This is a genomic window from Microbulbifer sp. MCCC 1A16149 (assembly GCF_050368945.1).
In the GTDB taxonomy this organism is placed as follows: domain Bacteria; phylum Pseudomonadota; class Gammaproteobacteria; order Pseudomonadales; family Cellvibrionaceae; genus Microbulbifer.
In genome coordinates this window covers 3,646,630-3,660,000 of record NZ_CP185959.1, presented here as the reverse complement: position 1 = coordinate 3,660,000, position 13,371 = coordinate 3,646,630, and the positions used below count along the sequence as shown (strand labels likewise).

The 13,371-nt window shown below is 55.4% G+C and carries 9 protein-coding genes and 2 rRNA genes; 6 read left to right on the top strand and 5 right to left on the bottom strand.

Annotated elements, in window-relative coordinates:
- Positions 1 to 74: 74 nt before the first annotated feature.
- Both ACONT6_RS15140 and rrf read left to right on the top strand, forming a co-directional pair.
- Positions 75 to 2,957, top strand: a 23S ribosomal RNA gene (locus tag ACONT6_RS15140).
- 213 nt (positions 2,958 to 3,170) lie between these two features.
- Positions 3,171 to 3,286: ribosomal RNA gene (rrf, locus tag ACONT6_RS15135) — 5S ribosomal RNA — on the top strand.
- A 548-nt stretch (positions 3,287 to 3,834) separates the two neighbouring features.
- Here rrf and ACONT6_RS15130 read toward each other — a convergent pair.
- The 3 genes from ACONT6_RS15130 to ACONT6_RS15120 all read right to left on the bottom strand — a co-directional run bounded on the left by ACONT6_RS15130 (position 3,835) and on the right by ACONT6_RS15120 (position 6,561).
- Entirely contained in the window at positions 3,835 to 4,551 is a 717-nt protein-coding gene (locus ACONT6_RS15130; RefSeq protein ID WP_428819273.1) for an outer membrane beta-barrel protein, read from the bottom strand.
- A gap of 101 nt (positions 4,552 to 4,652) precedes the next feature.
- Positions 4,653 to 5,306 (bottom strand): replication protein P, encoded by a 654-nt coding sequence (locus ACONT6_RS15125; protein ID WP_428819272.1) that lies wholly within the window; start codon positions 5,304 to 5,306, stop codon positions 4,653 to 4,655.
- On the bottom strand, positions 5,218 to 6,561 hold the full coding sequence (locus tag ACONT6_RS15120; protein WP_428819271.1) for a DnaT-like ssDNA-binding domain-containing protein: 1,344 nt from the start codon (positions 6,559 to 6,561) through the stop codon (positions 5,218 to 5,220). Before ACONT6_RS15120 ends, ACONT6_RS15125 begins: the two co-directional genes overlap by 89 nt.
- Positions 6,562 to 6,729: 168 nt before the next feature.
- Here ACONT6_RS15120 and ACONT6_RS15115 point away from each other — a divergent pair, with 168 nt between their 5' ends.
- From ACONT6_RS15115 to ACONT6_RS15105, 3 genes are all read left to right on the top strand, one after another.
- A complete protein-coding gene (locus ACONT6_RS15115; RefSeq protein WP_428819270.1) occupies positions 6,730 to 7,944 on the top strand; it encodes a permease in 1,215 nt (404 codons plus the stop codon).
- A 77-nt stretch (positions 7,945 to 8,021) separates the two neighbouring features.
- On the top strand, positions 8,022 to 10,268 hold the full coding sequence (locus tag ACONT6_RS15110) for a heavy metal translocating P-type ATPase (protein ID WP_428819269.1): 2,247 nt from the start codon (positions 8,022 to 8,024) through the stop codon (positions 10,266 to 10,268).
- Entirely contained in the window at positions 10,268 to 10,627 is a 360-nt protein-coding gene (locus ACONT6_RS15105; protein ID WP_428819268.1) for a cupredoxin domain-containing protein, read from the top strand. The genes ACONT6_RS15110 and ACONT6_RS15105 overlap by 1 nt, the downstream gene beginning before the upstream one ends.
- Before the next feature lie 14 nt (positions 10,628 to 10,641).
- Here the strand turns inward: ACONT6_RS15105 and ACONT6_RS15100 are convergent, their stop codons facing one another.
- On the bottom strand, positions 10,642 to 11,253 hold the full coding sequence (locus ACONT6_RS15100; protein WP_428819267.1) for a TetR/AcrR family transcriptional regulator: 612 nt from the start codon (positions 11,251 to 11,253) through the stop codon (positions 10,642 to 10,644).
- A 163-nt stretch (positions 11,254 to 11,416) separates the two neighbouring features.
- Here ACONT6_RS15100 and ACONT6_RS15095 point away from each other — a divergent pair, with 163 nt between their 5' ends.
- Positions 11,417 to 12,451: an MBL fold metallo-hydrolase gene (locus ACONT6_RS15095; RefSeq protein WP_428819266.1), complete on the top strand. Its 1,035-nt coding sequence runs from the start codon at positions 11,417 to 11,419 to the stop codon at positions 12,449 to 12,451.
- A 75-nt stretch (positions 12,452 to 12,526) separates the two neighbouring features.
- On the opposite strand, the gene ACONT6_RS15090 is transcribed toward ACONT6_RS15095, so the two are convergent.
- Positions 12,527 to 13,366 carry a copper resistance protein B gene (locus ACONT6_RS15090; protein WP_428819265.1) on the bottom strand — a complete coding sequence of 280 codons (840 nt, stop codon included), beginning with the start codon at positions 13,364 to 13,366 and terminating at the stop codon, positions 12,527 to 12,529.
- Positions 13,367 to 13,371: the final 5 nt, after the last annotated feature.

Genomic DNA, 13,371 nt, shown 5'->3' with positions numbered 1-13,371 from the left:
CAAGCACACAATCCGGTGTTCAAACGTTTATCGGCGTTTGGATACAAAGTCGTTAGTAGTCGTTTGTGTTGTATGGTCAAGCGACTAAGCGTATACGGTGGATGCCTTGGCAGCTGGAGGCGATGAAGGACGTAGGAGCCTGCGAAAAGTCTAGGGGAGCTGGCACACAAGCTTTGATCCTGGAATGTCCGAATGGGGAAACCCACCTGTTTTACAGGTATCCCTAACTGAATACATAGGTTAGGGAGGCGAACCCGGGGAACTGAAACATCTAAGTACCCGGAGGAAAAGAAATCAACCGAGATTCCCTGAGTAGCGGCGAGCGAAAGGGGATTAGCCCTTAAGCTATTTATGTCTTAGTGGAAGGATCTGGAAAGTTCCGCGATACAGGGTGATAGCCCCGTACACGAAAAGGCATATTTAGTGAAATCGAGTAGGTCGGGACACGTGTTATCTTGACTGAACATGGGGGGACCATCCTCCAAGGCTAAATACTCCCAGCTGACCGATAGTGAACCAGTACCGTGAGGGAAAGGCGAAAAGAACCCCGGAGAGGGGAGTGAAATAGAACCTGAAACCGTATACGTACAAGCAGTAGGAGCCCTTCGGGGTGACTGCGTACCTTTTGTATAATGGGTCAGCGACTTATTGTCTGTAGCAAGGTTAACCGCATAGGGGAGCCGTAGAGAAATCGAGTCTTAATAGGGCGTTTAGTTGCAGGCAATAGACCCGAAACCCGGCGATCTATCCATGGGCAGGTTGAAGATTGAGTAACATCAATTGGAGGACCGAACCCACTAATGTTGAAAAATTAGGGGATGACCTGTGGATCGGAGTGAAAGGCTAATCAAGCCGGGAGATAGCTGGTTCTCCTCGAAAGCTATTTAGGTAGCGCCTCGCGTCTCACCCACGGGGGTAGAGCACTGTTTGGGCTAGGGGGTCATCCCGACTTACCAACCCCATGCAAACTCCGAATACCGTGGAGTGCAATCGCGGGAGACACACGGCGGGTGCTAACGTCCGTCGTGAAAAGGGAAACAACCCAGACCGCCAGCTAAGGTCCCAAATATCAGTTAAGTGGGAAACGATGTGGGAAGGCCCAGACAGCTAGGAAGTTGGCTTAGAAGCAGCCATCTTTTAAAGAAAGCGTAATAGCTCACTAGTCGAGTCGGCCCGCGCGGAAGATATACCGGGGCTCAAACTGATAACCGAAGCTGCGGATGCTCTTATGAGCATGGTAGAGGAGCGTTGTGTAAGCCGCTGAAGGTGAACTGTGAGGTTTGCTGGAGGTATCACAAGTGCGAATGCTGACATGAGTAACGACAAGGGGGGTGAAAAACCTCCCCGCCGGAAGACCAAGGGTTCCTGTCCAACGCTAATCGGGACAGGGTTAGTCGGCCCCTAAGGCGAGGGCGAAAGCCGTAGTCGATGGGAAACAGGTTAATATTCCTGTACTTGCAATTGCTGCGATGGAGTGACGGAGAAGGCTAGGCCAGCACGGCGATTGGTTGTCCGTGTTTAAGGTAGTAGGCTGGGGACTTAGGCAAATCCGGGTCCCTAAGGCCGAGAGCTGATGACGAAGCTTACTTCGGTAAGTGAAGTGGTTGATGCCATGCTTCCAGGAAAAACTTCTAAGCTTCAGGCAATTGCGAACCGTACTCTAAACCGACACAGGTGGTCAGGTAGAGAATACCAAGGCGCTTGAGAGAACTCTGGTGAAGGAACTAGGCAAAATGGTACCGTAACTTCGGGAGAAGGTACGCCGGTTTTGGTGATGGGACTTGCTCCCTAAGCTGAGGCCGGTCGAAGTGACCAGGTGGCTGCGACTGTTTATTAAAAACATAGCACTCTGCAAACACGTAAGTGGACGTATAGGGTGTGACGCCTGCCCGGTGCCGGAAGGTTAATTGATGGGGTTAGCTTCGGCGAAGCTCTTGATCGAAGCCCCGGTAAACGGCGGCCGTAACTATAACGGTCCTAAGGTAGCGAAATTCCTTGTCGGGTAAGTTCCGACCTGCACGAATGGCGTAACGATGGCCACGCTGTCTCCACCAGAGACTCAGTGAAATTGAAATCGCTGTTAAGATGCAGTGTACCCGCGGCTAGACGGAAAGACCCCGTGAACCTTTACTACAGCTTTGCACTGAACTTTGAGCCTACTTGTGTAGGATAGGTGGGAGGCTTTGAAGCAGTGACGCTAGTCATTGTGGAGCCATCCTTGAAATACCACCCTGGTATGTTTGAGGTTCTAACTCTGGTCCGTTATCCGGATCGAGGACAGTGTATGGTGGGTAGTTTGACTGGGGCGGTCTCCTCCCAAAGAGTAACGGAGGAGTACGAAGGTGCACTCAGCATGGTCGGAAATCATGCAATGAGCATAATGGTATAAGTGCGCTTGACTGCGAGTCAGACATGACGAGCAGGTACGAAAGTAGGTCATAGTGATCCGGTGGTTCTGTATGGAAGGGCCATCGCTCAACGGATAAAAGGTACTCCGGGGATAACAGGCTGATACCGCCCAAGAGTTCACATCGACGGCGGTGTTTGGCACCTCGATGTCGGCTCATCACATCCTGGGGCTGAAGCCGGTCCCAAGGGTATGGCTGTTCGCCATTTAAAGTGGTACGCGAGCTGGGTTTAGAACGTCGTGAGACAGTTCGGTCCCTATCTGCCGTGGGCGTTGGAAATTTGAGAAGAGTTGCTCCTAGTACGAGAGGACCGGAGTGAACGAACCTCTGGTGTTCGGGTTGTCACGCCAGTGGCATTGCCCGGTAGCTATGTTCGGACGGGATAACCGCTGAAAGCATCTAAGCGGGAAGCCTCCTTCAAGATTAGATTTCCCTGACTCCTTGAGAGTCCTAAAGGGCCGTGGAAGACTACCACGTTGATAGGCTGGGTGTGGAAGCGTTGTGAGGCGTTGAGCTAACCAGTACTAATTGCCCGTGCGGCTTGACCATACAACAGAGATGGTTACTAACGATTACTGATCAGATGATCGATCAGTGGATTGTGCGCGAGACGAGACATACAGATCTTGCGGTGTATTACTACAGAATGTTTTACCGACTTATTTGGGTTGATTGTTAGCTGCGAAAGCAGTGGCAAACGAACAATCAAGCGGCAGCGCCGAGCACAGAGCTCATAAGACCAAGCCAACCCAAGCCAGTTTGCCTGACGACCATAGAACTGTGGAACCACCTGATCCCTTGCCGAACTCAGAAGTGAAACGCAGTATCGCCGATGGTAGTGTGGTGTTTCGCCATGTGAGAGTAGGTCATCGTCAGGCTTCTAAATAAAAGAAAGGGCCACCCATTTGGGTGGCCCTTTTTTTATTTAGGATACGCTGAATTACTGCCACTACCACGCAGCGCCAAAGCGCTGCCATGTGACCGGCCATGCTCCGCAGGAGTAAAGCCGGGGGCGCCGAAGGCGTCGCACCGCGATGGCGAGCACCGCTCGCCACCCAGTGTAGGTCCACAGACTTCCAGCCACCGGCACCACCAGACCGAACACAAAAAAAGGCCCCGATCGCTAACGCGACCAGGGCCTTTTTTATATCTACACACCCCTACAAAACCAAATCCGCCCAAAAAAACACCGTCGCTTTTTTAAACGTTTTCCGCAACCCAACAACCACGCCACTCACACCCAATATCCCACACTTACCCACAGCTCTGTCCAGAGTTTCTGTGAGTAACGCATCTGTGTATAACTTGAAAAACTTTCACAAAATCAATCCACAGCGTTACGAAGAATTATCAACAGATAGACAAAAAAATACCCCGCAATGCGAGGTATCTCTGGATCAACGGGATTTTGTGCACAGGTCGAAATTTAGAAGTGCACACTCCAGCCAAGAGATGCGGATTCAACCTGGTATTCACCGGAAAGTTCATCACTGCCTACCTCGGGAAAGAGCTCCCATTCTGCGCGCAGGCTCCAGCGATCCTTTATCTGGTAACTGACCCCGGCTCCATAACCCCAGTGGAAGCCGCTGGTGTTCTGTGAGTAAGTCCCGTCAAAGGGGATACCTACCGGCTGCTGGTTTCCGTCTTCCAGAAGGAGAATGGCGATGGCTTCGCCTGCCTGACGGGAGCGAAGCTGGCTGAGCCAGAAGCCGCCGCCGACTTTGCCGAAGAAGCTCAACCCGGATCCGCCCACGGGAAAGTGTCCGACAAAGAAAGCATTGCCCATACGGGTAGTGATTCTGTCTTTGACGTTGATATAGGAAAACTGCGGGTTGCTCACATAAAAGCTGCTGGTGGCGGTCGCGGTCTGGCGGAGGTCGGCCTCCACAGCCATTAGCGGGCTCCAACGCCAACCTGCGTAGAGTTTTACGCCGGTGCCGCTGTCCGAGCAGCCGGTGAATTCCGCGGATTGCTGATCGCGATTGAGCCCTTCCACAAAACCCCGGGAGCTGGAACAAACGGGATCCAGGGCCGTACTCTGCAGGCTGAGGCCGCCGTAGCGATGGGAATAGAAGTCTGCACTGGCGAGGCTGCTGCCAAGCAGGGAAAGGGGTACCACAAGCAGAAGGAGGGGCCTGACCATGGCGATACCTGCTCTGGAGTCGATGAATTTTAGCGGTAGCCACTCCCGGTTAAATCCGTGGGGAAGTGGCAGCAGCGCCTTAGTACGGCCCTGCTATCACATCATATTTTGAGCTGTGCGCGCAATTCCGCCAACTTCTTGGCATTTTCAGCTTTTGATAATGGCTTCGAGGTCTGGTGTTCCAGCTGTACTTGCTGTGGTGCCGGCAGCGTTTCGCCGGCCATCAGGCGCTCACATATTTTTTTATAGTGGGCGGCAAATACCGGATAAGCAGAAGATTCGGGATTATTGGCGAGAAAGAACCAGTCCGCGGCGCGACCGGCGTGGTACACCGCGGGATGGCTCCAGTTATGGTTTGCCTTGGGGCTCGGTGCATTGCACGCTTCCCGGTAGGCTGCACGGGCCTCGGGTAGGCCATTTTCACCCTCGGCACACAATTGCAACATACGGTGTACGTTAGGCAGGAACTCACACTGACGGATGGCGCGCTTGGCACCGGCAACCATCTGTTCTGGTGAAAATCCGGAAAGGGACTCCAGCCACAACCGCTTGGCGTGGTTCAGTGTCTGCACGTCCGGGAAGGCCGAGTTGAACTGATTGTGATAGCTGAGCTTGAGCAGTCCGAATACTTCGTTCAGTGCACGCTTGCGTGCGTCCAGCTCGGGGTCACCAGTTTGTGTCTGTGACGATGTCCCAGACTGATGTGTCCCTTGTGCGCTGGTTACCTGAGTGCCCGGATTCTTGTGGCTTGCCATGATGTTGTCCTATCGCGAACTTGTTGCGCTCGGCCCACTGGTAGCGCGCGTGGCGTACGAAGACTGCGTCCCAGCTCTTGCGCGCTGCGCCCTGTTCCCGCCAGTAGAGACGGAATTCGGGGACCAGGCCGAGGGCAAATTCACGGTCGATTTCACATTGATTCAATAGATGCCCGAGACAGTCGCTCGAAGGCTGCCAATTGCGGGAAATGGGCTTGGCGATCGGGTTCTTTTCGATCCCCTGACAGTAGTAGGCCCATTCGATCCGCGCGTATTCGATAAACTGTTCGCCCCAGCGCGCGCTGTGACCGCCGCGCTCGAGCCACTTGTAAATGAATTCGGGCAGTAATTCTGCGGCAAAACTGGGGTTGATGGCCAGTCGGCGCATCTGCTCCCAGGTATGTTCGCTGGGTTGCCAGTCCCGGGTCATGGGTACCGGCTTGCGCTTCTCGATAAACGGGGTGTCCTGCTTCTCCCAGTCTTCGGTAACCCAGTCGTTAAATTCGAGATCCCAGGACACCGACTGCTTGCCGCTATTGCGATGGTACTCGACAAAGCGTTGCAGGCAGCGACGGACAAAGGTGCTGGGAACCCCCTCATCAGAGAGCTTGCTCAGCGTACCCTCGTCGGGATGCCAGGAATCCGGCAGCGGCTGCTTGCGTCCGTGGGTCGCGCGGAATGCCTCCCACTTGTTTTTTACCTGTTTGAGGAACAGGGAGCCGAAGGAGTGTCGGCTTTCGCCGCGATCACGCCAGTAGGTGACGAATTCAGGCAATTGCTCCCGGACGAAGTGCTCCGGAATGCCCAATTGGCTGATACGCGTCAGGGTCTCGTTGTCTGGTGTCCAGTTGGGGCCAATGGTATTTGCACTGCGCCCCCCGTATGTGTCGCCGGACGTGCCGCCGCCGGCTTGGCGCGCCGCGGGTGGACGGGCAGTCCCCTGGGAGGTCGGCGCCGGGAAGGCGAACTTGAGCAGGCCGCTCTCCCCGTAGGGCGCAGCACCCAGTAGCAGTGCCCCCTGGTTACGCAAGCTGGTAACGACACGCTGCACGTCGGCAGGCTGCCAGAACGGCAACAACTGCTGAAGCTGATCACCATTGATCGTATACCAGTCGCGTCCGGGATGGGCTTCCACACCGAGGAATGGCAGTAGATCCCCCAAGGCGGTAAGCAGCACCGCCTCCTCCAGGCCGAGGGTCGCGGCCAGAGTGGGGGAGAAGTGGAGCGGTCGTTCCGAGAGCAGGGGATGTTTCATGGCGCGATTCTACCACTGCGGGGTCCGGGTTACAGGGTACAACGTCAGGTGACTGGTGGTTCCGGTCTGGTTTCGCCGGTGGCGACTGCTAGAGTGTCAGAGAGCTATCTATTAACCGCCATACGTCATCATTTGCGCCTTGTACTCAACCCCGATAACCCGAGCGCCATGCAAACCTTCCTCTCCCAGTGGCACCAGTCCGCACTCACCACCCTCGGCCTCTTCTGGATGGCATTCTGGGCCTTTGCCCTGGGCTACCTGATCAGCAGTATGGTACAGGTATTTGTCACCCGTCGGCGAATGCGTGAAAACCTGGGCAAGGCTGACGCGCGCAGTGTCGGCCTCGCTTCTTTTTTCGGGTTTATTTCCAGCTCCTGTTCTTTCGCTGCATTGGCCACCACGCGCGCGCTGTTTGCCAAGGGCGCCTCACTGATTCCTTCGCTCGCATTTCTGCTCGCATCCACCAATCTTGTTATCGAGCTGGGTATCGTGATTGCGATATTTCTCGGTTGGCAATTTGTGGTGGCGGAATATCTGGGCGGTATTCTGCTGATCCTGTTGATGTGGGTGCTGGTGGCCGTCAGTTTACCGAAGCATCTGGAAAAAGAGGCGCGTGAGCATGCCCGTGAGGCGGAAGACAGCGATGACGGAAGCGAGGATTCCCCCAGCTGGAAAAAACTCCTTTTCTCGCGGAAGGGTTGGGCACGGGTTGCGAATCGTTATGTCATGGAATGGCATATGGTATGGCGGGATGTCACGGTCGGGTTTACGGTGGCCGGGATCATTGCCGTATTTGTGCCAAAAACTTTTTTCCAGACACTTTTTATCGGAGCCGGTGATGCCGACCCGGCATTCTGGCAGGTGTTAATGCAGTGTATCGTGGGGCCTGTCGCCGCGTTTTTTACCTTTATTGGATCAATGGGTAACATTCCTCTCGCCGCAGTACTGTTTGGTAATGGTGTTGCATTCGCCGGCATTATGGCGTTTATCTTCAGTGATCTGGTTGTGCTTCCGGTCTTGCGTATTCAGGCCCGCTATTACGATTGGAAAATGGCGCTGTATATTCTCGCGGTGTTTTTACTGATTCTTGTGGCGAGTGCCCTGTTACTTCACTACGGGTTTTCCGCGTTTGACCTGTTACCGGACCCGGCCTCTGCAAAGCAGGTGGTGGATCGCGATTTCTTCAAAGTTGATTACACCCTGTTTTTCAATATCGGATTTGCGCTGATGTCCGCTGCATTTTTTGTCTGGCGCTTTTTCCAGTCGGGGATGCCCGCTCTGAAAACCGCTTCAATCAAAGAAAAAATATTACTAGCCCTGGCCGTGGTCGCACTACTCTGGCTCGCCGTGGGTGCGCTGCTCCCGCTGTGGACTGATGTCTGAAATACAGTATTTGCATTGCCCCGGGGGGAAGCTTTTATGATGGCTGCATATAGGGTAAGCACAGGATTTAGCAGATTATGAGCCAGAAGCAGAAACAGGTTTTCGCCCTGAGTGGCGCATCCTGCGCCGGCTGTGTGCGCAAGATTGAAGGTGCTCTGGAGAGCGTTCCCGGTGTCGAGGATGCGAAGGTCAATCTCGCGGAAAAGACGCTGTCCGTAGTGGGCGACGTGGACCAGGCGCGCTGCATACAGGCGGTAGAAGAGGCCGGTTACGGAGCCAAACCCGCCCGTAAGGACCCCCGCGAACAGCGGGAACAGCAAAAAGTGGAAGACCAGCGCCACTATCGGCAACTACTGTGGCGCTGTGCGGTGGCACTTGGTGTCGGGCTTCCACTGATGGCCTGGGGATTGATTACCGGAGAGATGTCCGTGACTACCCCGACAGAACAACTTGCCTGGGGCGCCGTTGGATTGCTGACACTGGCGGTCATGGTGTTCTGCGGGGGGCACTTTTACACCGGCGGCTGGAAAGCGTTCCGCCATCACAATGCGAACATGGATACCCTGATCGCACTGGGTACTGCGGCTGCCTGGCTTTATTCGATGATGGTGGTAGTGGCGCCGGGACTGCTTCCCGAAGCGGCGCGACATGTGTATTTCGAAGCCAGCGCGATGATTATCGGTCTGATCAACCTCGGTCAGGCTCTGGAGGTGCGCGCGCGCGGTAAAACCAGTGCGGCAGTGGAAAAATTGCTGGAGTTACAGGATACCAGCGCAAGAGTACTGCGTGATGGCGAGGAAGTGGACATACCACTCGAAGACGTCCAGCCCGGTGATCGCATGCGGGTGCGTCCGGGAGAAAAGGTGCCGGTAGATGGTGTCGTCAGGGTGGGCAGCAGCCTGGTGGACGAATCCATGCTCACCGGCGAACCGGTACCGGTGAAGAAGGTTGAGGGCGATGCGGTTTCTGCGGGCACCCTGAACAAGAACGGCACCCTCATTTTTGAAGCACAGAAAGTCGGTGCGGAAACCCGACTGTCGCAGATTATCGAAATGGTGTGCAACGCGCAGAACTCCCGGGTACCCATTGCGCGTCTTGCGGATCAGATCTCCGCGATCTTTGTGCCCACGGTAATGATCATTGCGGTGTTGGCCGCACTGGTCTGGTTCAACTTTGGACCGGATCCGAGAGCCGCCCATATGCTGGTGGTGCTGACATCGGTACTGATCATTGCCTGTCCCTGCGCGCTCGGGTTGGCAACGCCCATGTCTGTGATGGTGGGTGTGGGCAAGGGAGCGGAGCACGGTGTTCTGATCCGCAACGGCAAGGCCCTGCAGCAGGCCAGTGATCTCGACACACTGGTTGTGGATAAGACCGGAACCCTGACCGAGGGTGCGCCGAAACTGACCGATATAGAAACGGATTTCGATGAAGATGAATTGCTTGCGCTGCTGGCGTCCCTGGAGGCCGGCTCGGAGCATCCGCTGGCGGAAGCCATAGTGCAGGCAGCGAAAGAAAAAGATCTGCAACTATCGGAAGTGGAGGATTTCGAGGCGATTACCGCGCATGGCGTACGCGGCAGGATCGGCGGTAAACAGGTGCTGCTGGGCAACCGCAAGTTGCTGGAAAGAGAAGGTATTCCCGAGAGCGACTGGCCGTCGCGGGCAAAAGCTCTGGCGGAACAGGGGCGCACCGCAATGTATGCCGCTGTGGATGGAAAAGCGGCTGGTGTGATCGCTGTTGCCGATCCCATCCGCGACGACGCCAAAGCCGCCGTCGCGCGTCTGCAAAAAGCCGGGCTTACGGTACAGATGCTAACCGGCGACAACCGCGCTACCGCTGAAGCTGTCGCCAGGCAACTGAATATCGACGAAGTGCACGCGGACCTGCAGCCCGAAGACAAGGAAAAACTGGTGTCCCAGCTGCAGGACAGGGGCAAAAAAGTCGGGATGGCCGGGGATGGTATCAACGATGCGCCAGCGCTGGCCCGTGCCGATGTGGGTTTCGCGATCGGTGGCGGTACCGATGTGGCTATCGAGACCGCCGATGTCACTTTGATGCGCTCGTCACTGCATGGTGTCGCTGATGCGATAGAGCTATCGCGCGCGACCCTGCGTAATATCAAGCAGAACCTGTTTGGAGCCTTTATTTACAACACCCTGGGGATTCCCATCGCAGCCGGAATTCTCTATCCAGTTACCGGCGCGCTTCTAAGCCCGGTAATCGCCGGTGCCGCTATGGCGTTTTCGTCGGTCACCGTGGTGACTAATGCCAACCGATTGCGCTTTTTCCGTCCCACGCAAGTTGCAGGGGAGAAATACTGATGAGTTTACTGGTGAATATTTTCGGCTTGTTACTGATCGCTGCCATCGTGTGGTGGTTCTGGCTGGCCGGGCGAAAAAATGGCGGCGAGCACTATACGGATACACTGGAAATACTGGTGAAGGACGGCGTGTATGATCCGGATTGGATCGAAGTGCCCGCCGGCGAGGAGATAACTTTACATTTCAGGCGGGAGGACCCCAGTCCCTGTGCCGAGTACGTGGTGTTTACAGACCTGGATATCAGCAAGCAACTGACTGTACACAAGGTTACCGAGTTGAACCTGCCGGCTCTGCAAAAAGGTGAATACCCGTTTACCTGCCAGATGAAAATGTACCGGGGACTTTTAGTCGCGGGCTGAGTTTCCGGCTGTTGTCACACCTGATAGTGGCTAAGGAACATGGCCGCGGTCCGGTCAGCGAGTGCGTGCCGCTCATCCTTGTTGAGTAGGGGAGCCACCTGCGCCATTTGCGGCCAGAAGCAGCTGCCTTTGATCAGGCTGTGAATCTGGCCGCTGGCAATTTCTTCATCTAATTTCCGCAGGCGGCCATCTTTATGGGCCGCTCGGATCCAGCGTTTGACGCCGGTTTCGGAGCGGGAAAACTTTTCCACTTCGCCGCGCAGCGCATCGGGCCGGTGAAAGAAGTAATCAAACGCAACCCGATTTAGCGCTAGATATTCTTGGCCACTAATCACTGTGATTTCCGCCTCGATCAGGCGACAAAGCTGTGGGTGCAGATCTCCTTCCGGATCGTAGTTTGCGCTGGGTATATCGGCCGCCTGCCGCCATAAGGAGCCAATCAGCTCCATGATCAGCGCTTCCTTGCTGGAAAAATGGTTGTATACGGTCCGTTTAGACACCTGTGCCAACGCAGCCAATTCATCCATGCTGGTGTTTTGCACTCCGTGTTCCAGAAATGCCTGTTTGGCTGCGTCGAGGATTGCCTGATGCTTTAACTCGCTGCGGGTCGGGGGCTTGTTGCTCATGTGACTCTTGGGTTTCGTGGCTGGCGGCCTCGGGGGCCAATAACGCCCATTTTACACTACCCAGTTTACTTTTCGGGTTTTTGAATTACACTGCACTGTGTAGTTTACTTTTTGGGTGGTCCAAATGACCTATCGATGGTTAATCGTTACAGGAATCCTGGTTATGTCCGTGAGCTTATTCAACGCCTGTGCGTCGCAGCCGCAGAAGTTCAGCAATAGTGAGCTGTCCTATACCACCAGCGCAGCGGACACCTGGAAAATTTTTAAATCCTTTGTCGGCGCTGATCGCGCAGCACCGGTGCCCGCTCGCCCTCTGCCTTTGCGACCTATTCCCGCTGCAGAGTTGGCGGAAAACAGCGCTGACGCGCGGGTCTATCGCCTCGGGCACTCCAGTGTACTGATCCGTCTCGGTAGTGATTTCGTGTTAACCGACCCGGTATTCAGTGAACGGGCGTCTCCGCTGCAGTGGCTTGGCCCAAGGCGTTTCCATCCGGTGCCACTCGAGGTGGCGACATTGCCGGCACTCAAAGCTGTGGTGATCAGTCACGACCACTACGATCATCTGGACAAGGCCAGTGTTCAGACGCTGGATAAAAAAGTAGAGAAATTTTTAGTACCACTGAAAGTGGGTAACCATCTGCGTCGCTGGGGTATTGCAGACAGTAAAATCATCGAACTGGACTGGTGGCAGTCGGTCTCCATGGGAGCGCTCAAGTTCACCGCAACCCCGGCGCAACATTTCTCCGGGAGAGGGCTCGGAGACCGCGACGAAACTCTGTGGGCAAGCTGGGTTATCGAAAGTTCGGATACTCGAGTCTTTTTCAGTGGAGACAGTGGGTATTTCAGTGGGTTTCGGGAAATTGGCAAACGTTTTGGCGGTTTTGATCTGACCCTGATGGAAACCGGTGCCTACAACGCAATGTGGAGCCAGATACATATGTTGCCGGAAGAGAGTGTTCAGGCACATATCGATCTGCGTGGCCGGGCCATGATGCCGATTCACAACAGTACTTTTGACCTTGCCCTGCACGACTGGTTCGAGCCGCTGGAGCGTGTTTTTGAAGAAGCATGGCAACGGGATGTGCGACTGGTTACACCGGTAATCGGCGCGCCGGTTACCATTGCCGAGCCTGAGAAGACTACGGCCTGGTGGGAGCCGGAGATTGAGGCTCGGCGGGGTGCTATTGCGGCGGACTGACTGCCTGGAGTGATGGGGCAATCAGTCCGCCATAAACCCGAAAATTTTTACGGGGTCATCAAAAGGCGGTGTAAATTAAAACCAGGCGTGTAGCCCGATTACCCAGGTCGTTTCACTGGTGGCCTCGCCGTCGTCGCGGGCGAAGTCCGCGGTATTGCCGAATTTTTTCTCGTAATTGACGCCAATGTAGGGCGCAAACTGCGGGGTAAATTCGTAGCGCAGGCGCAGGCCGGCTTCGACGTCGGAAAGACCGGAACCGGTATGGGTTTCTGGCGTATTCTGGCCAAAGAAATTCATTTCAATCTCAGGGCTCAGAATCCACTGCTGGGTGAAGAGCAGCTCGTACTCGGCTTCCACGCGCAGGGCGGTGTCTCCGTCTTCGCCGATAAACAGCGATGAGTCGACTTCGAAGAAGTAGGGCGCGAGCCCGTTCAGGGCGATGACACCCCAATTGCGGCTGTCGCTTTCCAGTTCGAAGTCGTGGCGCACGCCCATCTGCAGGTCCCAGTATGGGGCAATGGCGCGGCTGTACAGTGCCTGCAGTTCAGCCTTTTCAGTTTCGCCTTCTGCCCGTTCTACTTCTGTCTTGAACCACGCCTTGTGTTTGTCACCGCCGAACCACACGCTGCCTTCCAGCGCGCCGCCATCGTGCTCGCGCACCTCCAGCTGGTCGAAAGTGACCTTGGTCAGCAACACCTCATGATCCATCACGTGGTCGGGTTCATTGGCGGCGTGGCGGAGGTTCGGTGCAGCGGGTGCGCTGGCATCTTGCTGTACCGGATAGTCGTGTCCCATATGCTGATGGGCAGCGTGTGCATCCCCCTGCATCGATTGGGGGTGCTGCGTGTGCCGGTCTTCCGCGGCGTGCGCCAGCGGCGCCGCCAGGGCTAATACCAGTAGGGTTTTTCTGTTCATTTGCA